Annotated in this window: 22 protein-coding genes; 8 read left to right on the top strand and 14 right to left on the bottom strand. The window is 66.4% G+C overall.

Annotation, left to right across the window (positions count from 1 at the left end):
* From FHX47_RS09835 to FHX47_RS09825, 3 genes are all read left to right on the top strand, one after another.
* A partial coding sequence (locus FHX47_RS09835; protein ID WP_281376235.1) for a carbon starvation CstA family protein occupies positions 1-770 on the top strand: 770 nt, incomplete at its 5' end.
* Positions 767-1021, top strand: coding sequence for a cory-CC-star protein (locus FHX47_RS09830; RefSeq protein WP_183358760.1), 255 nt, complete (start codon positions 767-769; stop codon positions 1019-1021). The genes FHX47_RS09835 and FHX47_RS09830, both read left to right, overlap by 4 nt.
* Positions 1012-1989 carry an ArsA family ATPase gene (locus FHX47_RS09825; protein WP_183358759.1) on the top strand — a complete coding sequence of 326 codons (978 nt, stop codon included), beginning with the start codon at positions 1012-1014 and terminating at the stop codon, positions 1987-1989. The genes FHX47_RS09830 and FHX47_RS09825 overlap by 10 nt, the downstream gene beginning before the upstream one ends.
* A 52-nt stretch (positions 1990-2041) precedes the next feature.
* Here FHX47_RS09825 and FHX47_RS09820 read toward each other — a convergent pair whose 3' ends face one another.
* Positions 2042-2866: an HAD family hydrolase gene (locus FHX47_RS09820; RefSeq protein ID WP_246328165.1), complete on the bottom strand. Its 825-nt coding sequence runs from the start codon at positions 2864-2866 to the stop codon at positions 2042-2044.
* A 212-nt stretch (positions 2867-3078) separates the two neighbouring features.
* Between FHX47_RS09820 and FHX47_RS09815 the strand changes: the two genes are divergently transcribed.
* The gene (locus FHX47_RS09815) at positions 3079-4026 is read left to right on the top strand and encodes an aldose epimerase family protein (protein ID WP_183358758.1); all 948 of its coding nucleotides are present in this window, start codon (positions 3079-3081) and stop codon (positions 4024-4026) included.
* Here the strand turns inward: FHX47_RS09815 and FHX47_RS09810 are convergent.
* Positions 4023-5438 carry an ROK family transcriptional regulator gene (locus tag FHX47_RS09810; protein WP_183358757.1) on the bottom strand — a complete coding sequence of 472 codons (1416 nt, stop codon included), beginning with the start codon at positions 5436-5438 and terminating at the stop codon, positions 4023-4025. The genes FHX47_RS09815 and FHX47_RS09810 overlap by 4 nt on opposite strands.
* A 106-nt stretch (positions 5439-5544) precedes the next feature.
* On the opposite strand from FHX47_RS09810, the gene xylA reads away from it, so the two are divergent.
* Together xylA and xylB are read left to right on the top strand one after the other, a co-directional pair.
* Positions 5545-6723, top strand: a complete 1179-nt coding sequence (gene xylA / locus FHX47_RS09805; RefSeq protein ID WP_183358756.1) for a xylose isomerase — start codon at positions 5545-5547, stop codon at positions 6721-6723.
* Between the two features lie 209 nt (positions 6724-6932).
* Positions 6933-8375, top strand: coding sequence for a xylulokinase (xylB, locus tag FHX47_RS09800; RefSeq protein ID WP_183358755.1), 1443 nt, complete (start codon positions 6933-6935; stop codon positions 8373-8375).
* Between the two features lie 84 nt (positions 8376-8459).
* Here the strand turns inward: xylB and FHX47_RS09795 are convergent, their stop codons facing one another.
* From FHX47_RS09795 to serS, 10 genes are all read right to left on the bottom strand, one after another.
* Complete coding sequence (locus FHX47_RS09795) at positions 8460-8981, bottom strand: hypothetical protein (protein ID WP_183358754.1); 522 nt, start codon at positions 8979-8981, stop codon at positions 8460-8462.
* A 45-nt stretch (positions 8982-9026) separates the two neighbouring features.
* Complete coding sequence (locus FHX47_RS09790) at positions 9027-9464, bottom strand: PIN domain-containing protein (protein ID WP_183358753.1); 438 nt, start codon at positions 9462-9464, stop codon at positions 9027-9029.
* On the bottom strand, positions 9461-9697 hold the full coding sequence (locus FHX47_RS09785) for a ribbon-helix-helix domain-containing protein (RefSeq protein ID WP_183358752.1): 237 nt from the start codon (positions 9695-9697) through the stop codon (positions 9461-9463). Before FHX47_RS09785 ends, FHX47_RS09790 begins: the two co-directional genes overlap by 4 nt.
* A gap of 156 nt (positions 9698-9853) precedes the next feature.
* Positions 9854-12220 (bottom strand): glycoside hydrolase family 3 N-terminal domain-containing protein, encoded by a 2367-nt coding sequence (locus tag FHX47_RS09780; protein WP_343064364.1) that lies wholly within the window; start codon positions 12218-12220, stop codon positions 9854-9856.
* Between the two features lie 35 nt (positions 12221-12255).
* The gene (locus tag FHX47_RS09775; protein ID WP_183358751.1) at positions 12256-13197 is read right to left on the bottom strand and encodes a carbohydrate ABC transporter permease; all 942 of its coding nucleotides are present in this window, start codon (positions 13195-13197) and stop codon (positions 12256-12258) included.
* A 3-nt stretch (positions 13198-13200) separates the two neighbouring features.
* Entirely contained in the window at positions 13201-14127 is a 927-nt protein-coding gene (locus FHX47_RS09770) for a carbohydrate ABC transporter permease (protein WP_183358750.1), read from the bottom strand.
* 40 nt (positions 14128-14167) lie between these two features.
* Positions 14168-15445 (bottom strand): extracellular solute-binding protein, encoded by a 1278-nt coding sequence (locus FHX47_RS09765; protein WP_183358749.1) that lies wholly within the window; start codon positions 15443-15445, stop codon positions 14168-14170.
* 281 nt (positions 15446-15726) lie between these two features.
* Entirely contained in the window at positions 15727-16980 is a 1254-nt protein-coding gene (locus tag FHX47_RS09760) for an MFS transporter (protein ID WP_183358748.1), read from the bottom strand.
* Between the two features lie 181 nt (positions 16981-17161).
* On the bottom strand, positions 17162-17650 hold the full coding sequence (locus FHX47_RS09755; RefSeq protein ID WP_183358747.1) for a Dps family protein: 489 nt from the start codon (positions 17648-17650) through the stop codon (positions 17162-17164).
* A 191-nt stretch (positions 17651-17841) separates the two neighbouring features.
* Positions 17842-19128 carry a serine--tRNA ligase gene (gene serS / locus FHX47_RS09750; protein ID WP_183358746.1) on the bottom strand — a complete coding sequence of 429 codons (1287 nt, stop codon included), beginning with the start codon at positions 19126-19128 and terminating at the stop codon, positions 17842-17844.
* A 29-nt stretch (positions 19129-19157) separates the two neighbouring features.
* On the opposite strand from serS, the gene FHX47_RS09745 reads away from it, so the two are divergent.
* The gene (locus FHX47_RS09745; protein ID WP_183358745.1) at positions 19158-20306 is read left to right on the top strand and encodes a diacylglycerol/lipid kinase family protein; all 1149 of its coding nucleotides are present in this window, start codon (positions 19158-19160) and stop codon (positions 20304-20306) included.
* Here the strand turns inward: FHX47_RS09745 and pheA are convergent.
* Together pheA and FHX47_RS09735 are read right to left on the bottom strand one after the other, a co-directional pair.
* Positions 20272-21195 (bottom strand): prephenate dehydratase, encoded by a 924-nt coding sequence (pheA, locus tag FHX47_RS09740; RefSeq protein ID WP_183358744.1) that lies wholly within the window; start codon positions 21193-21195, stop codon positions 20272-20274. The genes FHX47_RS09745 and pheA overlap by 35 nt on opposite strands.
* Positions 21192-21521 (bottom strand): rhodanese-like domain-containing protein, encoded by a 330-nt coding sequence (locus FHX47_RS09735; protein ID WP_183358743.1) that lies wholly within the window; start codon positions 21519-21521, stop codon positions 21192-21194. Before FHX47_RS09735 ends, pheA begins: the two co-directional genes overlap by 4 nt.
* Positions 21522-21681: 160 nt before the next feature.
* Here FHX47_RS09735 and FHX47_RS09730 point away from each other — a divergent pair.
* A partial coding sequence (locus tag FHX47_RS09730; RefSeq protein WP_183358742.1) for an amidase occupies positions 21682-22940 on the top strand: 1259 nt, incomplete at its 3' end.

The raw sequence follows: 22940 nt of genomic DNA, 5'->3' as shown, positions 1-22940 counted from the left end.
CCAGCTCCAAGCAGCTGGACCGCGAGACCGATGCGAAGTTCGTCGGCTACTTCGGTGCGGTCGGCGAGGGCCTGCTGGCTCTGGGGGCGATCATCGCCACCACCGCCGGCTTCCAGACTCTGGCCAATTGGGAATCGGTCTACGAGTCCTTCTCCTCCGGCGGGGTCAACATCTTCGTCGAAGGCGGCGGCGCCATCATGAACCAGGGTCTGGGCCTTCCGGAGGGCCTCTCCGCGACCATCCTGGCCACTATGGCCGTGCTCTTCGCAGCCACCACCATGGACACCGGAATCCGGCTGAAGCGCTACGTGGTCCAGGAGATCGGCGGGCTTGCCGGCTTCAAGCTCGGCACTATCACCTCCACAGTGATCGCAGTGGTCATCGCGCTGGCGCTGACCTTCTCCCAGGGCGCAGACGGCTCCGGCGGCCTGCTGATCTGGCCGCTGTTCGGCACCACCAACCAGCTGATGGCCGCACTGACGCTGACTATCGTGTCCATCATGCTGATCCGGAAGGGCCGCCCGTTCCTGGTGGCACTGGTACCGGCAGCCTTCGTGCTGCTGGTCAGCGCTTCGGCGGCGATCGTCCAGCTGGGTGACTTCTTCAGCCAGGGCGAATGGCTGCTGCTCTCCCTGGATGTGATCATCATCATCGCCTCCTTCTGGGTGATGGTCGAAGCGATCATCGCCATGAGCAAAGCGTTCAGGTCCGAGAAGGAGCCCGAGGACGACCTCCTGCTCACGGCGGATGAGAAGCTGCCGCTGAAGTGAGCTTCCTGAAGCGTCTCGATAGGGGGCTGCGTGAGTTCTACGTGGCCCCCTATCGGCGCGTCTTCGCCCGCGCCAAGCGCGACGAAGAAGATCTGTTCATGATGCTGGTGCTCTCCGAAGCCCTGGGTGTGCCCAATCCGGCCTCCGGAGCCACTTTGGAGCTGCTGCCGGAGATGATGGACCGGATGCACGACTGGCACATCCGCCAGGGTCTGGACCAGTCCCCGCTCGACGGGCTCTCATGCTGCTAGAGCTGGCTGCCCAGCGCAGGGTGCTGTTCATCGGCGGCAAAGGTGGGGTCGGCAAAACTTCAGTCGCCTCTGCCGTGGCGCTGCACCAGACGCGGGCAGGCCGGCGTGTGCTGCTGGTCTCCACCGACCCGGCCCACAACTTGGGCCACCTGTGGAACACGCCGGTCGGCGATGAGCCGGTGCACCTAGCCGACGACGACGCCGGCGGAGTCTTAGCCGGAGTCGAGATCGATCCGCAGGCGACCATCGATGCGCATCTGGCCGAGGTCGGCCGGACGTTGCGGGATTTTATGCCCGAGCATCTGCACAAGCAGGTCGATCAGCACCTGCAGCTGGCCGGCAACTCCCCCGGCACCCACGAGGCGGCGATCCTCGAGCGCATCGCCGAACTGGCCGAACACGCCCGCTACGACTACGACCTGCTGATCTTCGACACCGCACCCTCCGGCCACACCGCCCGGCTGCTGGCACTGCCGGAGATCATGTCCGCCTGGACCGAGGGGCTGCTGCAGCGCCGGGACAAGGCCGAAAAGTTCGGCGCGGCGATTCGGGCACTGGACGGCGAGGACGATCCGGAATCTTCCCGCGGGGCCAACCGGGACAGGCGCATCCGCCAAGTCCTGCTGAAGCGTCGGCAGCGATTCGAACGGATGCGAGAACTGGTGATCGACCCGCAGCAGTGCAGCTTCGTCGTCGTGCTCACCTCCGAACGGCTGCCGGTGCTGGAGTCCGTGGAGCTCTATGCGGAGCTCACCCGCTTGGGCGTCGACGTCGGCGGTGTGGTCATCAACCGGCTCTCCCCCACCGATCAGGGCGACTTTCTGGCCGCGCGACGCACCCAGGAGGAGCAGCACCTTGCCCACCTGCGCGAGCTGCTGCCGCATGTGGAGCTGGATGTTCTGCCGATGCTGCCCGGGGATCTGGTCGGCGAGGCCGCCCTGGCCGAGCTGTCGGCCCAGCTGCGCTGAACCGGGGGCCGGCCGGTGAGCCGCCCGCGTGGGGCTGCTCGTCCAGGCGGCGCTACTCGTCCAGCAGCGACTGCAGGATCGGCACCAGGCCGTCCTCAAAGACCGTTCCGGTGATCTCATCGGCGGCTGCCTTGACCTCCTCATCGGCCTGACCCATCGCCACGCTGCGCTGCGCCCAGCGCAGCATCTCAATATCGTTCTGCCCGTCCCCGCAGGCAACAGTCGCCTCCCTGGAGGCTCCCAGCTGTTCGCGCAGCTGCTCCAGCGAGGAGGCTTTGGTGACGCCCTTGGCGGTGATGTCCAGCCAGGCGGACCAGCCCACCGAGTAGGTCACTCCGTGCAGCCCGATCTTCCGGACGGTGCGGGCGAACTCCCCGGCGGTGGCGTCGGAGGAGTTGACCACCAGCCGCACCGCCTCGGCACGCTTCAACTCTTTGAGGCTGACCGGCCGCGGCGCGAGCCCGAAGGTGAGGTCTTCGAAGCGTTCGGTGGAGAGGAAATTGCCGGCCGAAGTTTCGATGGCGTAGCGGGCCGTGGAGAGCCGCTCAGTCAGCGCCTCCAGCGCCGGTGCTGGGTCGAACACCTGCTGGGCGACCACTTCGTAGCCGTCCTCGGGGCCGCCGTCGGACTCGCCGCGGGCGTCAATACGAACCGTGACACCCCCGTTGGAGCACACGGCATAGCCGTGGGTGACGCCCAGGGTCTGAATGATCGGCAGGGTGGCTGGCAGCGAGCGGCCGGTGGCGATCACCACTGTGTGACCATCAGCCACCACTGCGCGGCCGGCCTGCTTGACTGCCTCAGACATGTGGCCGTCGTGGTTGACCGTGGTGCCGTCGACGTCGAGACAGACCATCTTCTTGCCCGCTTGGTGCATGAAGCTGCCGCCGTATCCGGCCGCAGGAACCGCGATGGGTGACTGCTGATAATCGGTCTCAGAGTAAGGTGCTGCATTCATAGAAGGATGAGTCTACGTCGTTTCACGTCGAATAAGTGGGCATGTGGCCACAGCTTTAGCTAGTGTTGACTCACCTGTTACGGACAGTTTCCTCAGTCGAGCCACGGGTGAGGGAGGGGAGGAGCTACCTGATGCATTCGACAGCGTCGTCGCTGACCATCACCGCAGACGGCTACACAGCGCAGATCGGCCTGCACGGTGGTCAGCTGCTGAGCCTGACCAGCACCGACCCCTCCTCGGGGGCGGGCCAGGATCTCATCGTGCCTGCGGCTGCGGCCGATGGTGCCTTCGCCGGGGCCGTGCTGGCACCGTGGCCGAACCGGATCGAGCAGGGCAGCTACGTTCACCAGGGAACCAGCTATCAGCTGGAGGTCTCCGAGGAGTCGTCCGGGGCCGCCATCCACGGGCTGCTCCACGACGTCGACCTGTCCGTGCAGCAGCAGCGCGAGGACCAGGTTCAGCTCTCCGGCATTCTGGAGCCCACCGAGGGGTACCCCTTCCGGTTGGAGGTGGTGCTGACCTACCGGGTCTCCAGCTTCTTGGGGCTGACCGCCACATTGGCAGCGCGGTACATTCCCGATGCGGCTGCGGCGGCCGAAGGCACCGACGACGACGCCGAACCAGCCCTGCCCACCGCACCCTTCGGCGTCGGCTTCCACCCCTATCTGAGCGCCGGCGGCGCCCCCTTGAAGGCCTGCCGGCTGCGGCTTCCGACCAGCACGGTGGCAAAGACCAAGACCAGCGGCAAAATGGTCAGCCGCAAATCGGTCTCCGGAGACATGGATCTCACCAACGGCCCGCTGCTGTCGGGGCTGAAGATCGACCACGCCTACACCGGACTGCCCGAAGAGGGGTGGACCGCCGAGCTGCTGCACGGTCCCTCCGGGATGATGGTGCGGATGATCTCAGACACTCCGTGGGTCCAGGTCTACACCGGGGAGCGGATCAACCGGTCCGGGGTCGCGGTGGAGCCGATGACCTGCCCGCCCAATGCCTTCAACTCCGGCCATAACCTGATGCAGCTGGCGCCCTATGAGTGGGTCCGGGTCGGCTACAGCATCGAAGCCATCCGCGACTAAGCCTTCGCGGCGGCCGCTTCCGGCACCCAGTCCAGCGGCGCGTCCACCACGGCGCGCAGCGCACGCAGCGCCCCACCTGTGGTCGCCGGCGCCGACTGGGCCGCCGACGCCCGCACGCGGGACCCCACCCACGGTGAGGCCAGCACCCGGCGCGTCAGCTCAGCTTCCATCGGCGGCCGCAGCAGATCAGCCAGCGGACCGAACTCACCGCCCAGGACGACGTCGTGCACATCCAGGACGTTCATCGCCGCCGCCAGCGACACGCCAAGTGCCCAGCCAGCATGATCAACCGCCTCGGCGGCCCGCTGACCGTGGCCGCTGCGGATCAGCTCCGCCAGCTCTTCGGCCTCGGCGTCGGCGGCCATACCGGCTGCCTGCAGCAGGGCGCGCTTGCCGGCGTAGACCTCCAAACAGCCAGTGGACCCGCAGCTGCACGGCGGCCCGGACGGCTCCACGGAGATATGCCCCAGCTCCCCACCCCAACCGTGCGGCCCGGCCTCAATCACACCATCGACGACGACGGCGGAACCGATGCCCATCTGCGCGGAGACGTAGAGGAAGGTCTGCTCCTCGCCCTCAGCCTCGGTGAGCTCCTGGGCCACCGCGAGCGCGGCGAGCTTGGCCTCATTGGCTACGGTGATGGAGGCCCCGAAGCTGGCTGCGTCGTGCTCGCTGTCCTGCTGGGCGGCACTCTGTTGGGCTGAACTGAGCAGCTCCACCACGTCGACGTCCTTCCAGCCGAGGTTGGGCGCCAGCAGCAGAGAGCGCTCATCGGAGTCCACCAGCCCGGGGATCGCCAGCACGGTGCCGACGATCCGACCGCCGGTCTCAGCGGCCGCAGCGGCCACGCGCAGCGCCAGCGCCCCGGCCTCCAACAGCACCTCGCGCGGATCCGAGGCCCGGTGGTCTGCGGCGATGATCTCCTCAGCCAGCACCGCTCCGGTGAGGTCCAGGGCGCGAGCGGCGGTGAAGTCCACGTTGACCTCCACACCGAGCCCGATCAGGGTCCTGCGCGCCGGGGTCAGCGGCACCGCCGGCCGCCCCCGGGTCCCACCGACCATTGGGGAGCCTTCGCGCACGATGCCGGCCGCCAGCAGATCATCGACCAGCCGCGAGACTGTGGAGCGGGTCATACCGGTGCGGATCGCCAGGTCGGCCCGGGACAGCGGCTCGGAGGAGGCGAAGATCTCCTCGGTGATCAGCAGCAGGTTAGCCTCACGCAGCGTCTCTTGGCGGGCTCCAGGGCGCAGCACCGCCTGGGGTGCGGCACGGGCACGACCCGGCACCCCTGCGGCGTCGGTGTCTGCGCCTGCACCGCTGCCACCGTTGATTCCGATGGTCGGCCCCACCGAGCGCCGACCCAGGCGCGCAAAGGAGTTGGGCGTCTTCGAGCCAGTGCCGTTGCGCATCATAGACTTGATCTTAACCCGCTGAGCAATTAGGTTTCATCTAGAAACAAAATGAGGGGCGTGTCACAATCACGCGCCTCTGCCGTGAAATCTTCCATGGAGGAACCCTATGGCTTCCACGCCTGCTGATTACAAACTCTCCTACGGCCTGTGGACCGTGGGGTGGACCGCCCGCGACCAGTTCGGCGAGGCCTCCCGCCCGGCGCTGGACCCCTGGGACTACCTGCCGAAGCTCAAGGAGGCCGGTGCCTCCGGAGTCACCTTCCACGACGACGACGTCGCCCCCTTCGGCACTGACGATGCCCAGCGCGAGAAGTACTTCACCAGATTCAAGGACGCCGCCGAGCAGGTGGGCCTGACGGTGGAGATGGTCACCACCAACACCTTCGCCCACCCGGTCTTCAAGGACGGCGGCCTGACCTCCAACGACCGCTCGGTGCGCCGCTTCGGCCTGCGCAAGCTGCTGCGCAATGTGGACCGCGCCGCAGAGTTCGGCGCGGAGACCTTCGTGATGTGGGGCGGGCGTGAGGGCTCCGAGTTCGACAACGCCAAGGACCTCAACGCCGCCCACAACCGCTACGCCGAGGGCGTGGACACGATTGCCGCCTACATCAAGGAGAAGGGCTACGACCTGCGCATCGGCCTGGAGCCGAAGCCCAACGAGCCCCGCGGCGACATCTTCCTGCCGACCATCGGCCACGCCCTGGGCTTCATCGCCCAGCTGGAGAACGAAGACATCGTGGGCCTGAACCCGGAGACCGGTCACGAGCAGATGGCGGGGCTGAACTTCACCCACGGCATCGCCCAGGCCCTGTGGGCCGGCAAGCTGTTCCACCTCGACCTCAACGGCCAGCGCTCCATCAAGTACGACCAGGACCTGGTGTTCGGCCACGGCGATCTGATCTCCGCGTTCTTCACCATCGACCTGCTGATCAACGGCTTCCCCAACGGTGGGCCGAAGTACGAGGGCTGGCTGCACTTCGACTACAAGCCCGCCCGCACCGACTACATGGACGGCGTCTGGGACTCCGCGGCGGCCAACGCGCAGATGGTCACCATGCTGGCCGATAAGGCCAAGGCATACCGCGCCGACCCCGAGGTGCAGGAGGCCTTCAGGACCGCTGGCCTCATGGAGCTGGCCGAGCCGACCCTGGCCGCCGGTGAGTCCATCAGCGACTTTTTGGCAGATAGGTCCGCCTATGAGGACTTCGACCCGCAGATCGCCGCCGAGCGCAACTACGGCTTCGTCAGGCTCAACCAGCTGGCGCTGAACCACCTCATCGGCTGATCGGGTGCCGCAGGGCTGGGGCAGGCACCACGTGCCGCCGTCGTTGCTGCCCGCCCGCCGCCGTTTCTGCCCGCCGCAGCTCCCCCGCCACCATCGATTGATGGATTTTTGGTGCTCTGATCGCCGAAACCGCCTGAAAGCACCAAAAATCCATCACCCGGCGCGGATTTAGACTGACCGTGACCATTTCATAGCCCCAAGGAGGCCCCGTGAGGCTCGTCGCCGGCATCGACTCCTCCACCCAGTCCTGCAAAATCGTCATCCGCGACGCTGCCACCGGCGCGCTGGTCCGCTCCGGTGCTGCCACGCATCCGGACGGCACCGAAGTCAGCCCCCACGCCTGGTGGGATGCGTTCCTGCAGGCGGCTGAGCAGGCAGGCGGGCTCGACGACGTCGCCGCTGCCGCAGTGGGCGGCCAGCAGCACGGGATGGTGGCTCTGGACGCCGAGGGGGAGGTGATCCGCGATGCGCTGCTGTGGAACGACACCCGTTCGGCCGCGGCAGCTGAGGCGCTGATTGTCGAGCACGGCGGTGCTGAACACGGCAGGGCCGCCTGGGCGCAGATGATCGGTTCGGTGCCGGTGGCTTCGCTGACGGTGACCAAGCTGCGCTGGCTGGCCGACGCCGAACCCGAGAACGCCCAGCGGGTCGCCGCCGTCGCACTCCCCCACGACTGGCTGACGTGGAAGATCTCCGGCAGCAGCACACTTGAGGACCTGGTCACCGACCGCTCGGAGGCCTCCGGAACCGGCTACTACGACACTGCGGCAGGCGCCTACCGCTACGACCTGTTGGCTCAGGCGCTGCGCATCAGTGAGGACGCCGCCGCCCGCATCATTCTGCCCCGGGTCGCCGGCCCCAATGAGCAGGTGGGAACCGGTGACGATGCCCGCGGCTGGGGCGGCATGCTTCTGGGCCCGGGCGCCGGGGACAATGCGGCTGCGTCACTGGGGATCGGCATGGGCACCGGGGACGTCTCCATTTCCATCGGCACCTCAGGGGTGGTTGCCGCAGTCTCCCCCACACCGATTCAGGACTCCAGCGGACTGATCGCCGGATTCGCCTCGGCCACCGGCGAATACCTGCCGCTGGCGGTGACGCTCAACGGCTCCAGGGTGCTCGACGGCGCCGCGCGCATGCTGGGTGTGGATCACCAGCGGCTCTCCGAGCTAGCGCTGGCGGCTGAGCCGGGCGCCCACGGTCTGACCCTGGTGCCGTATCTGGAGGGCGAGCGCACCCCGAATCTGCCGCACGCCACCGGCTCCTTCGTGGGGCTCTCGCTGGATTCGATGAACCCGCAGGATGTGGCTCGCGCCGCCGTCGAGGGTCTGCTCTGCGGCCTGGCCGACGGGCTTCAGGCGCTGACTCAACAGGGGGTTCCGGTTAACTCGATCCAGCTGATCGGCGGTGCAGCACGGTCAGCTGCGGTGCAGCAGATCGCCCCAGCGATCTTCGGCCGCGATGTGCAGATTCCCGAGCCCGGCGAGTACGTCGCCGACGGCGCAGCACGCCAGGCCGCATGGGTGCTCTCCGGCACTGAGGGGCCACCGCAATGGACCTCGTCTGCGGTCACTGCGGTCACCGCCGAGCCCACACCATTCGTCCGCGAGCGCTACGCTTCCCGCCGCCACCTCTTCGCCGAGCAGGGCTGAGCCAGCCGGGTCTGAAGCCCGCTCCCCCGGGACCAGCAGGTGGTACTGCAGCTGGTCTGCTCCGAGGCGACGACGGCGCCACCGTCAGTCGTTCAGCTCGGGGTCTTCGAGTTCGACGACGTCGCGGTCTCCCAGCGGCTCATCCAGTTCCACCGGCACGGCGATGAGTATCGCTTCCTGGGTGCAGATGGCTCCACCGTCGGGCCGGTTGCCGATGATGATGGCCACCGCGACCTCCTCCTGGGTCTCCTGAACCTCGTAGCGCTGCCCGTAGCAGGCCTGGTTGCCGGAGGTGGTCAGGAATCGCAGCTCGGTCTCGGAGACGACCTCGTAGTCTTCCCAGCCCACCGAGTTCTCGCGGACCATATCCTCGACGAGCTCAGCGTCCTGCCGGGGCATCTCGACCTCGGGTGATTCCCCACTCTGCGGCGGATCCGGCATCGGAGTCGACGTCGACGTCTGAGGCGCCGTGACCTGGTCTTCCGGGGCCTCTGGGCTGTCTGCTCGGCCATCGGCAGCATCATCGCCGCCGCTTCCGCATGCGGTCAGTGCCGCCAGGCACGCCACGACGGCAGCAGGTGAACCGAACTGATGCCACAGACGCATGATGATCATCGTGTCATCTGCGCCACACGGCGTGAAGCTCCGACCTCATTCGTCATCTGCGGGCAGGATGCGGAACGCGGCATGGCCGGTAAGGGGCCTGATCGTCCGGAAATCGCGATGGTCCTTGGTGAGAATGACGTTGGTGTGAAAGTCAGCGCTGAGCACCACGTGCAGAGCGTCTGTGAGATCGAGCTCAAAGTCTCGGTACGCGTCCTGTACTCGACGGGCTGACACCAATGTGTGCGCTCCAATGTGGGGGACAACGATTCTTTGTGAGTCGGTATTGTGAAGAATCCAGTCATTGACCGAGTAGGCACGCTTCCTGCCGTGGTCCCGGGTGACGATGTGTTCAATCTCAAGCAGCACCAGCGGAGATATCACAGTGGTTGAAGCAGCCGTCAGCGACGCTCGAGCTGACTGATGCTCGGGGTCAGAGGGATTGAACGCTGCGACCAGGCCGGAGGTGTCCCCCAGCAGGATCATTCGCTGCCGATCCTGTGCCGAACAACCCGGTTAACCTCGGCATCGGTGACCTCATACCCAAAATCAACTGTTGGAATGTCCCACTGCCCATCCCAACGCTGAGACTTCAGAGCCACCAGATGAAACGCTTCACGAATGAGCTCAGACTCTGACCTGCCCTGCTGCTTTGCGGCCATCTTGACGGTGTGCAAGTCTGCCTCATCGACCATGACGGTCGTTCGTTTCAGCGCCATATGCTTATGGTACCGCATGCATAACAATCGGGTACTGCATATCGTGCCACGCCCTGCGGTTCCGCGCTGCTTCGGCCCGAAGTCGGACTCATCGCAGACTCCGCGATGTCGGGTCGGCGGGGGTGGGGGCCGCGGGGCAGCCTGCTCAGGATCGGGTCAGCTGATGTGTGCGGGTGTGCTCATCACCCGAGCTCCGGTGACCTCGCGGATCGGCCCGGTCAGGGTGATCTCGCCGACCAGCGGAAGGTCACCGGACGAGGGCCCGACCCACAGTTCGATGGTGCCCGGCTCCACAATCCGCCGGTAGTCCACCCCGGTGAAGGCGAACCGGTCGGCGTGGACCCAGAAGGTGACCTCTTTGGACTCCCCCGGGGCCAGTTCCGCCCGCGCGTAGGAGAGCAGCTGCCGCACCGGGCGGGCCACCTGCGCGTAGGGGTCGCCGAAGTAGAGCTGGACCACTTCGCTGGTGGGCCGATCCCCGGTGTTGGTGACGGTGGCGCCGACATTGACCGAGCCGTCGACGCCGACCTGCTGCGATTCGACCACCAGGCCGGAGTACTCCACGGTGGTGTAGCTGAGCCCATGGCCGAAGGGGTAGAGCGTACTGGGGTCCACGTTGGATACGCCCTGACTGGTCAGGCCCAGCGGCGCGGAGATGTAGCCTGCCGGCTGACCGCCTGCACGAGCAGGCACCCCGATCGGCAGCCGCCCGGTGGGCTCCGCGGCACCAGTCAGCAGGTCCGCGAGCGCCGGCCCGCCCTCCTCCCCCGGGAAGAACCCCTGGACGATGGCCGCACACTGATCGGCGAGCGCACCCAAGGCGTAGGGTCGGCCGGTGATCAGCACCAGCACGGTCGGGGTGCCGGTGGCCAGCACCGCCTCCACCAGCTCCTGCTGGGCACCGGGCAGCCTCAGGTCTTCGGCATCGCAGCCCTCACCGGAGGTGCCGGCGCCGAACATGCCCGCCAAGTCGCCGACGGTGACCACGGCCAACTCAGCGGCCTCGGCAGATTCCGCCGCCGCAGCGATCTGGGAGGCGTCGTACTCCGTGATCGGCGCACCATAGCTGTGGGTGACCTCGGCTGCGGGGTAGGCCTGCTGCAGCGATTCGAAGATGCTGGGCATCGGCACCCCGATGTCCCTGTGCCCGAAGGTGCCGGCCGGGTATTTGGCCAGCACATGGTTGGGGAAGGAGTAGCAGCCCATCATGGTGCGCGGCTGATCGGCAGACGACCCGACGACAGCGATCCGCTTTTCGACCAGCTGCTCAGCAGGCACCGGCAGAGTGCCGTCGTTCTTCAGCAGCACCAGGGACTTCGCGGCCACGCGGCGGGCCAGTGCCCGGTTCTCCTGGGAGTCCAGATCCACCGACTCATCGATCTGCGGTTCCCAGTCGCTGCCGTCGTCGCTGCGGTCCAGCAGGCCCAGCTCGATCTTCTGGCGCAGCACCCGACGCACCGAGGTGTCGATCACCGATTCTTCGATCAGGCCCTCGCGCACCTGCTGGGACAGGGTGCGGTAGCCGCCGGTGTGGGGCAGCTCGACGTCGAGCCCGGCAGTGACCGCCAGCCGGGCGGCCTCAGCCTGATCGGCGGCGACCCGGTGCATCTTCTCCAGGAAGGCCACGGACCAATAGTCGGCCACCACGGTGCCCGCAAAGCCCCATTCATCGCGCAGCACCTCGGTGAGCAGCCACCTGGAGGCGGCCGGGGGTTCGCCGTCGAGGTCTGCGTAGGAGTTCATCACCGAGCCGACGCGTCCCTCGCGCACCGCCATCTCGAAGGGGAAGAAGAGCATGTCCTGCAGTTCGCGCCGCCCCATGTGCACCGGCGCGTGGTTGCGGGCGCCGCGGGAGGCGGCGTACCCGGCGAAGTGCTTGCACGTGGCGATGACCCCTGCCGACTGCAGACCCTTCACGTAGGCGGTGGCCAGGGTTCCGATCACATAGGGGTCCTCGCCGATGGTCTCCTCCACCCGGCCCCATCGGGCGTCACGGACCATATCGAGCACAGGCGCGAGGCCCTGCTGCACACCGGTAGCGGCCAGGTCACGTCCAATGGCTGCGCCCATCTCCTCGATCAGCTCGGGGTCGAACGTCGCCCCCCACGCCAAAGCGGTCGGATAGACGGTCGCCTGGTAGGCGGTGTAGCCGGTCAGGCACTCCTCGTGGGCGATGGCGGGGATGCCGAACCGGTTGGCGCCGATCACCGCGGCCTGGCGCTGCCGCAGCAGCTGCGCACCCTCGGGCACTGAGAGCGGGATCGTGCCGTAGGTGCGGGTCAGGTGACCTTCGCCGTCAAGGATGTCGCGCTCAAAGGGCAGCTTGGATGAGGACATGGCCTCCTCCATGGGCGCCACCTCACCCTGGGCGTCGTCGTCGCGCATCTCCCAGTGCGAGCCCAGCTGAGAGACCTTCTCCTCCAGGGTCATCTGCCCCAGCAGCGCCTCCACCCGTTCGGCCACGGGCACCTCGGCGTCGTTCCAGGCTCCGGTGATGCGGGGGCCGGTCGCACGTTCGCTCACAGTCACTCGCTTTCAGATCAGTTCACTCGGTGGTTCTATTTGCTGAATCCGGCGGTCAGGCCGGCCACAATGTATCGGCGACCCAGAATGTAGGCGATCAGCAGCGGAACGGCGGAGAGCACGACGGCGGCGAGGGTGGCCGGCACGTCGATGCCGAACTGGCCCTGGTACTCCCACAGCGACAGCGGAATCACGCGCACCTCCCGGGACTGGGTGAGCACCAGGGGGAAGAGGAAGCCGTTCCACACCTGCAGGGCCTGGTAGATGCCCACGGTCATCAGTGCCGGCTTGGCCATCGGCAGCACCAGCGACCACAGGATCTTCCACTCCCCTGCGCCGTCGACGCGCATGGATTCGAAGAGCTCATTGGGGATGTCGCGCACAAAGTTGACGATGATCAGCACGCTCAGCGGGATCGCAAAGGCGATCTGCGGCAGGATCAGCGCCCAGAGCGTGTCATAGAGGCCCAGTTCGCGAATCAGGTAGTAGACGGGGATGATCGTTGCCTGCACCGGGATGGCGATGCCCAACAGGATCAGCTGGAAGAGCCGGTTGCCGCCGAAGGTGGTCGCGCGGGTGATGTAGTAGGCCGCCATCAGCGAAACGGCGAGCACCGCCGCGACCGTAGAGAGGGTCACGACCACCGAGTTGAGGAAGAACTGGAAGAAGTCGTTCTCAATGACCCGGATGAAGGGGGCGATGGTCGGTTCCGAGCTGGGGATCAGCTGGTTGTTGGCCCGCAGGTCCTCACTGGTGCGGAATGAGGTGATGACGATGTAGTAGATCGGCAGGATGATGATCCCCAGCCAGATCCAGCCCAGCGCTCCTCCGACCACGTTGGGACGGTCAGCAGGCTTGCGTGCCTTGCCCGGCTTGGGGCTGCGGACATCCTTGACGCCGCCGGCGGGCTTGGTGGGCTCCAGTGCAGCGCCGGGGGCCTCCGGCAGCTTGGATTCGGTGGATGCGGTGTTCGTCATGGGTCAGGCACCTGCCTTATCGGACTCCATTTTGGTGGAGCCGGAGAGCTTGTTGAGCAGCAGCGACATGCTCAGGCCGATAGCCACCAGAATCACTGCGATCACCGAGGCGTAGCCGAGGTTGTTGGCGCTGAAGCCTGTGATGTACATGTCCAGCGGAAGGATCCGCACCGAGTCCTGAGGCTGGCCGCCGGTGAGCACGAAGATCAGGTCGAAGTAGGTCAGTGAGCCGACCAGCATCAGGGTGGAGGAGGTGATGATCGTATAGCGCAGCTGCGGCAGGGTGATGGAGAAGAACGTCCTGACCCGGCCCGCGCCGTCGATGGTGGCGGCCTCGAACATGTCAGTGGGGATCTGGCGCACACCGGCCTGGTAGAGCAGCGCGTGGAAGGGTACGAAGCACCAGCCGACCACGAAGATCATCACGTACATCACAATGTCGGGGTTGGCCAACCAGTCGTGGGGCAGCCATTCGAAGGGAAGGGCTGAGGAGATGCCGTAGTAGGGGCTGAACAGTGATTGGAAGGTCAGGCCCACTGCCACCGAGCTGAAGAGCAGCGGCAGGAAGTAGAGCACCGAGAGCAGCGCGCGATACCGCTGCTGACCAGCCATGAAGACACCGAGCAGCAGCGCCACCGGGGCCTGGAAGAGGTAGGAGCCGACAACGAAGATGACTGTCAGGCCCAGCGCCCGCCAGGTGAAGGGACGGTCTGTCAGCACTGCGTCCCAGTTGTCCAGGCCGACCCATGAGGGGCTGCCCAGAACGTTCCACTCCATGAAGGAGATGGCCAGAACCCCGCCGAGCGGGATCAGTGCGAAGAAGCCGAAGAACAGGACGGCCGGCAGCGCCATCAGGAAGCTGGGTCCCTGACGGCGCTGTCCGGTCGCCTTGCCCCCGACGCTGGTGTCAGATGAGGCAGTTGCAGTCATGTGGCCTTTTTCAGCGTTTTTCGGTCGTTGGTCGAGCCTGTCACTGCTGGGAGTTCATATCCTCGACGAACTCCTGGGGGGTCATGTTCCCCTGCAGAATCGCGGCGAGGTTGTCCATCAGCGGCTGCTCCTCAGACGGCGAGACGGCCTGGTCCCAGGAGAGCTGGAAGTGATTGGCGTTTGCCACCATGTCATCGGCCATGGTCAGGAATTCTTCCGCATCGGTGCCGGCAATTTTGTCCTCCACGTCGTTGAGCGGAGGCAGTGAGCCGCTGTTGAGCATATCGTCGACGGCTTCGTCATTGTAGAGGTGCTCGGAGATGTAGTTGAAGGCGGTCTCCTGCTCGGCCTCGGAGGCGTCGGAGGAGACGGACCAGAAGTTGGCCGGGTTGCCGACCACATTGGAGGGATCTCCCTCACCCTCCTCCAGCTCCGGGAAGGTGGTGAAACCGAAGGACCCGGAGTCTGCGAACTCCGGGAAGTCCATGTTGATGGTGGCGTAGACCCAGGAGCCCTGCAGCAGGAAGGCGGCGCGGCCGTCGGCCAGCAGCTGGGCGTCCTCGTTCTGGGCGGCGTCGACAGCGTTGTAGTTATCGATGAAGCCGCTCTCACCCAGCTCCTGCATGGTCTCCAGGGCGTAGATGATGGATTCGTTGTCCCAGGCTCCCTCTTCGCCCTCGACGACGGCGCTGAAGACCTCTTCGCCGCCGTGGCGGTCGGTGAGGTACTGCAGCCACATCAGGGCCGGCCAGACCGAACCGCCGGCCACGGAGAGGGCATCAACGTCTTCCACGCCCTCCAGAGTGTCGATGATCGATTCCATGTCCGACCAGGTCTCGGGGACGGAGAGTCCGTGCTCGTCCAGGACGTCCTGGTTGTAGTAGAGGACCACCGGCTGGACGTCGTTGAGCGGCACCGCGTAGACGGAGTCCTCGACCACACCGTTCTGCCAGACCGAGTCGTGCACGCGCTGCTCCAACTCGCCGACGTGGTCATCGAGGGGGACCACGCGCTCCTCGTTGACGTATTCCAGCAGGGCGCCGCCGGTCCAGGACATGATCATGGTGGGGGCGTCCCCGGAGCCCACCGCAGTGCGGATCTGCTGCTTGTAGGCATCGTTCTCGATGGCTTCAACATCGATGGTGCTTTCGCTGGACTCGTTGAAGCGCTCCAGGTCGTCGGCGATGGCGTCCCAGCCGCCGCCGGTGAGGATCCACGCCTCGGCCTGCTCCTCGGAGCCGCCGCAGGCGGTCAGTGCCAGCAGGGAGGCAGCGGCGACACTTGCTGTGCCGGTCTGAAGGATCGATCTGCGCGACATGTCGCGGTCCTTTCGTTGTGGTGAGACGCGCTGCAGCCAGTGGTGAGTGCGAGTGCTTCTCCGCGGATCAGCGGATGGCCGCCGATGAGGGAGGGAGCGTTCTGCAGAGCATGTGATCCATATTTCGTCTTGCCGAAAGACTAAATAATTGGCTCAAGTGTGTCAAGGATCACGAAGCCACCGCTGCAGCACTTTGTCTCTCGTTGAAACGAAGCCCCAGCAGGACCGTCCCCGCACCTTCATCCACCCGGAAAATGCGCGCCTGCATCTATTGCTGCGGACTATCGCGGACGGCGGCGCGCAGTGCCCTGTTTCACGTCGAAACGTCCGTGGAGAAGCCAGTAGACCACCAGTGCACTGAGAATCAGGCCGGCACAGACGGCGAACATGAGGCGATAGCCGCTGGCATCAGCCAACGGGCCCAGCAGCAGCGGGGAGGCGCCGAACCCGCTGTCGGAGAAGATGAAGAAGGTGGAGATCCCGATGCTCACGCGCGGAGCAGCGACGGCGGAGGCGATGATGGCCTGCAGCACCGGCATCAGTGACCCGTGGCCGAAGCCGGCACAGACCGCTGAGACCAGCACCACCGCCTGGTTCGGTGACCAGGCCAACAGGCCCAGGGAGACGACGAAGATGACCATGGTCGGATAGACCGCGGCGTTGTCACCGAAGTGGTCCTGTATCCGGCCCACGAACAGCCGGGTCAGCAGCACCGCAGCTGCGAAGACCAGGAAGTAGAGGCTGGCCACGTTCCCCATGCCCTCGCGCCGGGCAAAACTGTCCAGGAACGTCATGACCGAGGCGAACGCCGTCGAGGTCAGCAGCACAATCATCGCAATCGGCAGTGCACGGCGCTCGATGATGTCTGCGGGCCGCAGCATGAGCTGGTGCCGCAGCCGTTGACGGCGGGGAGGGGCCTCAGGCAGCCGGACGACTCCGGTCAGTGCCAGGGCCAGCGCAGAAATCACCGCGGCGGCGATGAACACAGTGTTGAAGCCGTAGACGTGGCTCAGCTGCAGGCCTAGCAGTGGTCCCAGCGCCTGCGGCAGCGAATTGGCGACCATGTAGTAGCCCGCGCCCTCTCCGCGGCGGGCACGCGGGATGAGCGAGAAGACTCCGGCGTTCAGCCCCGTCTGGCCGAAGCCCATGGCTATCCCGTGCACCATGCGCAGCGCGATCAGCATGCCGTAGTCCTCGATCACCAGGTAGGTGAGGCTGCACAGAACGAACATCATCAGGCTCAGGGCCACGGTGTGGCGTCGACCCAGAAGGTCGACGTACTTTCCGGCGAAGATGCGAGCCAGCAGGGCCCCGACGACGAACGCGGAGGCCGCGAACCCTGCGGCAGTCTGACCGACGGCGAACTCCGTGACGGCATAGACGGCCATGCTGGTGATCAGCATGAAGAAGACCATCCCGAAGGCCAGATTGATGCCGATGGCCAGCAGGAAGTGGGAGCTGATCAGCTTCGGCGGTGAGCCCTCATCTGAGCCTTCCGGCTCGTCAGGACGGGATGGGGGAATCTGGCGGCTCACCCGGCGATTCTGTCATGGTTGGCAGATTCAACAACTTTGGGAGCTCCCCCACACCCTCGGGTTCCGGAACGGGAACACCATCACAGCAGAATGACCGCGCCGAAACAGGCAACCCAGTATGAGAACAGGGTTCAACGTGGCCGTTTCGGCGCGGTCATCTCCCGCAGGACGGGGGTGTTGGTCAGGCAGTTTCCAGGTGGCTGCGGACGAACCACTGGAACAGCTCCAGCTCCTTGACCTGGCTGATCAGGATGTCTTCAGTGATCGCGTCGGTGTTGCCGACCTTGTTCATCACCTGGCGGTGGTCTTCGATCACTCCTGTGTAGACCTTGTCGATCTCAGTCAGGTGGTCCTGCACGCTGGCCTTATGCAGCGGGTAGTCCTCCCATTTGCGCTCGGAGACCAGTTCGCCGGAGAGACCGGAGGGGGAGGTGCCCAGGGTGGCCATACGCTCGGCCACCTCATCAGCGAAACCACGCACTGTGGTGGTCTGCGGGTCCAGCATCTCGTGGACGGCGATGAAGTTCGGGCCAACAACGTTCCAGTGCACATGCTTAAGCACCAGCTGCAGGTCGTTGAGGGCATGAAGCCGACCCTGCAACAGGCCGGCGACCTCTTCGCCGTTGTCCTTGCCGAGGCCGGGAACGGTGTAATCAGCGGATCGGGTCATCTCAACACTCCTTCACTTGAAGTGACGCGCCGGCACTTTGTCGGCGTCACTCATTAATCTTAGTTACTCATAATAAGTCGCGCCAGCAAGCTGAGGCTCGCCTTGCCGCGCCATGGGGGACGTTCGCCATTCCTTATTAGCCTTGCTAGTCGGTGAAGGTGTGCAGAGCCTAAGCAGCTGCTGGACACAGCCTAGTGCGGTTGGATCACTTCCAAGCCGCCCAGGTAGGGACGCAGCGCCGCGGGCACTCGGACCGATCCGTCGGCCTGCTGGTGGTTCTCCAGTATCGCCACCAGCCACCGGGTAGTGGCCAGTGTTCCGTTCAGCGTGGCCACCGGCGTCGTCGGGCCCTTGGTGCCGTCTTCGGTGATGGTGCGCTGGCGGATGTTCAGCCGGCGAGCCTGGAAGGTGGTGCAGTCGGAGGTGGAGGTCAGCTCCCGGTAGGTGTTCTGTGAGGGAACCCACGCTTCGCAGTCGAACTTTCGGGCGGCGGAGAGCCCCAGGTCCCCGGCGGCGATGTCGACCACCCGGTAGGGCAGCTCCATCTTGGCCAGCATCTGCTCCTCCCAGGCCAGCAGCCGGTGGTGCTCGGCCTCGGCGTCCTGGGCTGCGCAGTAGATGAACATCTCCAGCTTGTTGAACTGGTGGACGCGCAGAATGCCGCGGGTGTCCTTGCCGTGGGATCCGGCTTCGCGGCGGTAGCAGGTGGACCAGCCGGCCATCCGCTCCGGTCCGTCAGCGAGGTCGAGAATCTCATCGGCATGGTAGCCCGCCAGGGCCACCTCCGAGGTGCCGACCAGGTACAGGTCATCGCGCTCGAGCCGGTAGATGTCGTCGTCGTGGTTCACATCGAATCCGGTGCCAGCCATAGTCTCCGGCCGGACCAGTGTGGGAGGGATGACGGGGGTGAACCCGGCCTGAAGCGCCTGATCCAGGCCCATCTGCATCATGGCCAGCTCCAGGCGGGCACCGATTCCGGTGAGGAAGTAGAACCGTGACCCCGAGACCTTGGCGCCGCGCTCCATGTCTACCGCGCGCACCGACTCGGCAAGCTCCAAGTGGTCTTTGGGCGTGAAGCCTTCGGCCGCGAAGTCTCGGGGGGCGCCTTCACTGCGAAGCACCACAGAATCGTCCTCCCCGCCTGCTGGCACACCTTTGTGGATGAGATTCGGGAAGGCCGCATGCAGGCGACGCAGGCTCTGCTGGGCCTCACCGGAGGCGGCCTCGGCGGTCTTGACGTCCTCGGCGAGCTGCTTCACCTCGGTCAGCAGCTGCTGCTTCTGAGCCCCCTGCGCCGTGGCGACCTTCTTGCCGAAGGCCTTCTGCTGCGCCCGCAGGCTCTCGAACTCGGTGATCGCAGCGGCACGAGCCTCGGAGGCTGCCACAAGAGCGTCGACGGCGGACTCGTCAGCACCGCGGGCACGCTGACTGGACCGGTACTTCTCAGGGTTCTCAATGAGGTCTTTGATGTCGATCACGACTCAAGCCTAATCGCTAGACTCATTCCATGACTGTCATCGGTTGGGAGTGGGCATTTGCGGCAGCCGCTGCGCTGGTGGTGGCGCTTGCGCTGCTGGCGGTGTGGCAGGCGGCGCGCATCAGCCGGCTCCATGCCCGCGTGCTGGAGCTGCGGCACCGGATCGAAGTGGGCGCGGCCCTGGCGGCGCACCCGAAGCGGCCCGAGCAGCGGCTGGTCGGCGTCGTCGTCAATGTGACCAAGGAGTCTGCCGACCACGTGGTGGGGCTGGTTCGCTCTGCCTGCGCCGATGCTGGGATGCCGGAGCCGCTGATCATGGACACCACCGCCGAAGACCCTGGCCATGAGATGTCGCGCCGGGCGCTGGAGGCTGGGTGCGACGTGGTCATCGCCGTCGGAGGAGACGGCACGGTGCGTGCAGTCGCCACCGAAATAGCCGGCACCCCGTCCGCGCTGGGCGTGGTGCCGCTGGGCACCGGCAACCTCTTCGCGCGCAACATCGGTCTGCCGCACCACAACGTGGAGTCCTGCGTCTCCGAGGCGCTGCACGGCGCCCCCCACGGCGTCGACACGGTGAACCTCACTCTGGAGCGCGCCGGGGGGCGCACGGAGCGGCAGGTGTCACTGGTGATTGCCGGCGGCGGGCTGGACGCCCAGGTCATGGCCAGCACCCCCGATGAGCTCAAGCAGCGCGCCGGCTGGCTGGCCTACGGCGCCGCCGGGCTGCGCCACGTGATGGGCCCGCGCAAGACAGTCACCGTGGAGCTCGACGACCGGGGCCCGGCCACCTTCCGGGTGCGCTCGGTGCTGCTGGCCAACTGCGGCATCCTTCAGGCCGGCATGGTGCTGGTGCCCTCGGCTCGGTTCGACGACGGGCACATGGACACGGTGCTGTTCACCCCTCGCCATGCGCTGGACTGGGCGCGGATCGTGGCGAAGACCACGCTGCGCTTCACCGCCGACATTCCGGTGATGACCGTGCGGCAGGCAAAGACCGGGCGGATCAGCATGGCCGAGCCGCTGCAGTTTCAGATCGACGGCGACGCCGTCGGTGAGGTCATCAGCGTCCGCGCAGTGGTGGACCACGGCGCGCTGACCGTCAACGGCGTCGTCACCGAGGTGCTGGCCGGGACCGAGGGTGCAGTCAGCGACCGCGCAGCGAGTCCACCCACGTCTTAGCCGCTGAGAATGCGGCCTCTGAGACGTCCTCGGGCACCTGCTGAGGCTTGGAGTCGGCGCGCGGGTAGGACCCGAGGAACCGGGTATTCGGCGCGATCCGATGAACTCCAGACAGCGCAGCAGCCACTCGGGCTTCATCGATATGGCCCTCTAAGTCCATGGAGAAGAAGTAGTCGCCCATCGCGCTGCCGGTGGGCCGGGACTCGATCCGGCAGATGTTCACCCCGCGCGTGGTGAAGTGCTCCAGGATCTCCATGAGCGCGCCGGGTCGGTCCTCGGGCAGCGGGATCATCACCGTGGTCTTATCGGCACCGGTGTGCTGAGGTGCCACAGCCGGCTTGGTGACCAGCACGAACCGGGTGAGTGCTCCGGCAACATCTTCGATGTGGGAGGCCACCACGTGCAGACCCAGCTGTTCGGCCACCAGCGGCGCGCAGACCGCCGCATCAGCCACTGGGGCCTCAGCGAGCAGACCGTGGGCGGCGGCTGCGGTGGAGGAGGCGGGGACGTACTCGGCGCCGGGGACATTGGCCTCAGCCCAGCGGCGCACCTGCGCCCAGGCGTGGGAATGGGTGGCCACCGTCTCGACCATGCCCAGCGGAACCGGGTGGCGGCTTGCCAGCACAAAACTGATCGGCACCAGGGCCTCGGCCACGATCTGCAGGTTGGCGGCACCGGAGATGGCGTCCACCGTAGCGGAGACCCCACCCTCCACGGAGTTCTCGATAGGCACGACGGCGCCGTCGACCTGGTCCTGATCGACCATGCTCAGCGCCGAGAGCACGCTGGCGGCCGGGATGCGCTCAGCCGCTTCAGCATCGGGCATCTGCAGCAGCGCCGCCTCGGTGAACGTTCCGGAGGGCCCCAGGTAGGAGTAGCGTCGGCTCACAGGACTCGGGGGTCCTCCCCTGTGATGGACCTCAGCGGCTTCTCAGCGCTGATCCAGGCGTCGTAGCCGCCGCCGACCAGCAGCACAGAGTACCCCTGGGCGGTGAGCCAGCCAGCGATCTGCGCACTGCGGCCTCCGGTGCGGCAGATGACGTAGTAGTCCTCATCCGGATCGAGTTCGGCGTCGAAGCGGGTCGGCACCTCATCCACCGGTATGTGCACTGCCCCCGGCGCGTGGCCCACCTCGAATTCATACGCCTCGCGCACATCCAGCACCGCAGCCTCCTGGGGCACCTGCGCGGCGGGAACAGTTTCGAAGTCCGACACTGCTGCCTCCTTCAGTCATGGTTGGCGGACGGTCCGTCGTCTCCACATTATCGCCACATCGGCACCCGAAGTATCGACGACGGCACAGAATTCCATAGAGTGAGGACACAGGCCGCAGATCCGGCCTGTTCAGTGCACCACGGGAAGTGAGCCGACAAACATGAAGCAGCGTCAGCAGCCGCCGGAGCCTGCCGCCGAGCACACCACGGATCGTTCGCTGGCGGACTTTCGCGCCGCCACCGCACAGCAGTGGAGACATGCGCTGCTCACCGGTGAGGTCTCCAGCGTGGAGCTGACCACTGCTGCCCTCACCGCGGCCGCCACCGGCAGCGAGCTGGGCGCCTTTCTGAGCTTGGACCCGGAATTCGCGCTGGCGAGAGCCGAACAGCTCGACGCCACCCTGCAGACCCTGCGCAGCAGACTCGGAGCCGACCAGGCGCTCACCCAGCTCTCAGCCTCGGCCCCGCTGTTGGGCCTGCCCACTGCGTTTAAGGACCTGGTGCCGGTGGCCGGACTGCCCCTGACCTTGGGCACGCGCGCAATCCCGACCCAGACACCGGCCGCCGACCATCCCTTGGCCCAGCGGGTGCACAGCGCGGGCGCGCTGAGCATCGGCAAGACCCAGGTCCCGGAGTTCGGGCTCCCCTGCTACTCGGAGAACCAACTGGGCGATCCTGCACGCAATCCGCTGGATCCCAGCCGCACTGCCGGCGGCTCCTCCGGCGGGGCTGCGGCGGCGGTGGCAGCCGGGATGCTGCCGCTGGCCCCCGGCAACGACGGCGGCGGTTCGGTGCGCATTCCCGCAGCCGCGTGCGGACTGGTGGGGCTGAAGCCCGGCCGCGGGAGGATCCCCGATGACCAGGCAGGGGATTCAGTGGGCAACCTGATGACCTCCGGGCCCATCGCCTCCACCGCCGAGGACGCCGCGCTGCTCTTTGACGTGATGGCCGGACACCAGTTCACCACCGCCGACCGCCGACGCAGGAGAAGGAGCCCGGTGCCTGCGCACGGACCGGCCCAGCGTGCCGTCCAACGCACCCTGCAGAAGGGGATGGGGAGAAACGGGATGCGCCCGCTGAGCTTTGCAGTGACCACCGAGTCGCCCTTCTCCCCGGAACTGGACATCGTCTTGGCCGACGACGCCGTCGCAGCCCTGGAGAAGGGCATCGCCGCCCTTTCTGCCCAGGGGCACCACGTTCAGGGGGCTGCTCACGGCACCGGCGACGGATCGCTCTGGCCGCAGAGCTACCACCAGAACTTCAAGACCCTGTGGACCTCTCCGCTGGGGCAGTTGGACTTCGACGATGAGCAGCTGCAGCAGCTGGAGCCGCTGACTCAGCATTTTGTGCAGCTGGCCAGGTCCCGGCCGGACGCTGAAACGCAGGCAGCGGTGTCCGCACTTCAGGAGTACTCCGACTC

This window comes from Garicola koreensis (assembly GCF_014195445.1).
GTDB classification, from domain to species: Bacteria; Actinomycetota; Actinomycetes; order Actinomycetales; family Micrococcaceae; genus Nesterenkonia; species Nesterenkonia koreensis.
The sequence above is the reverse complement of the archived record's forward strand: the minus strand, read 5'-3'. Positions and strand labels throughout refer to the sequence as shown.

Excerpts from the sequence above, each read along its gene's own strand:
- FHX47_RS09825 (WP_183358759.1), top strand. The coding sequence starts at position 1,012 with ATGCTGCTAGAGCTGGCTGCCCAGCGCAGGGTGCTGTTCATCGGCGGC.
- FHX47_RS09820 (WP_246328165.1), bottom strand. The coding sequence starts at position 2,866 with ATGCACCAAGCGGGCAAGAAGATGGTCTGTCTCGACGTCGACGGCACC.
- FHX47_RS09815 (WP_183358758.1), top strand. The coding sequence starts at position 3,079 with ATGCATTCGACAGCGTCGTCGCTGACCATCACCGCAGACGGCTACACA.
- FHX47_RS09810 (WP_183358757.1), bottom strand. The coding sequence starts at position 5,438 with ATGATGCGCAACGGCACTGGCTCGAAGACGCCCAACTCCTTTGCGCGC.
- xylA (WP_183358756.1), top strand. The coding sequence starts at position 5,545 with ATGGCTTCCACGCCTGCTGATTACAAACTCTCCTACGGCCTGTGGACC.
- FHX47_RS09795 (WP_183358754.1), bottom strand. The coding sequence starts at position 8,981 with ATGCGTCTGTGGCATCAGTTCGGTTCACCTGCTGCCGTCGTGGCGTGC.
- FHX47_RS09790 (WP_183358753.1), bottom strand. The coding sequence starts at position 9,464 with ATGATCCTGCTGGGGGACACCTCCGGCCTGGTCGCAGCGTTCAATCCC.
- FHX47_RS09785 (WP_183358752.1), bottom strand. The coding sequence starts at position 9,697 with ATGGCGCTGAAACGAACGACCGTCATGGTCGATGAGGCAGACTTGCAC.
- FHX47_RS09775 (WP_183358751.1), bottom strand. The coding sequence starts at position 13,197 with ATGACGAACACCGCATCCACCGAATCCAAGCTGCCGGAGGCCCCCGGC.
- FHX47_RS09770 (WP_183358750.1), bottom strand. The coding sequence starts at position 14,127 with ATGACTGCAACTGCCTCATCTGACACCAGCGTCGGGGGCAAGGCGACC.
- FHX47_RS09765 (WP_183358749.1), bottom strand. The coding sequence starts at position 15,445 with ATGTCGCGCAGATCGATCCTTCAGACCGGCACAGCAAGTGTCGCCGCT.
- FHX47_RS09755 (WP_183358747.1), bottom strand. The coding sequence starts at position 17,650 with ATGACCCGATCCGCTGATTACACCGTTCCCGGCCTCGGCAAGGACAAC.
- FHX47_RS09745 (WP_183358745.1), top strand. The coding sequence starts at position 19,158 with ATGACTGTCATCGGTTGGGAGTGGGCATTTGCGGCAGCCGCTGCGCTG.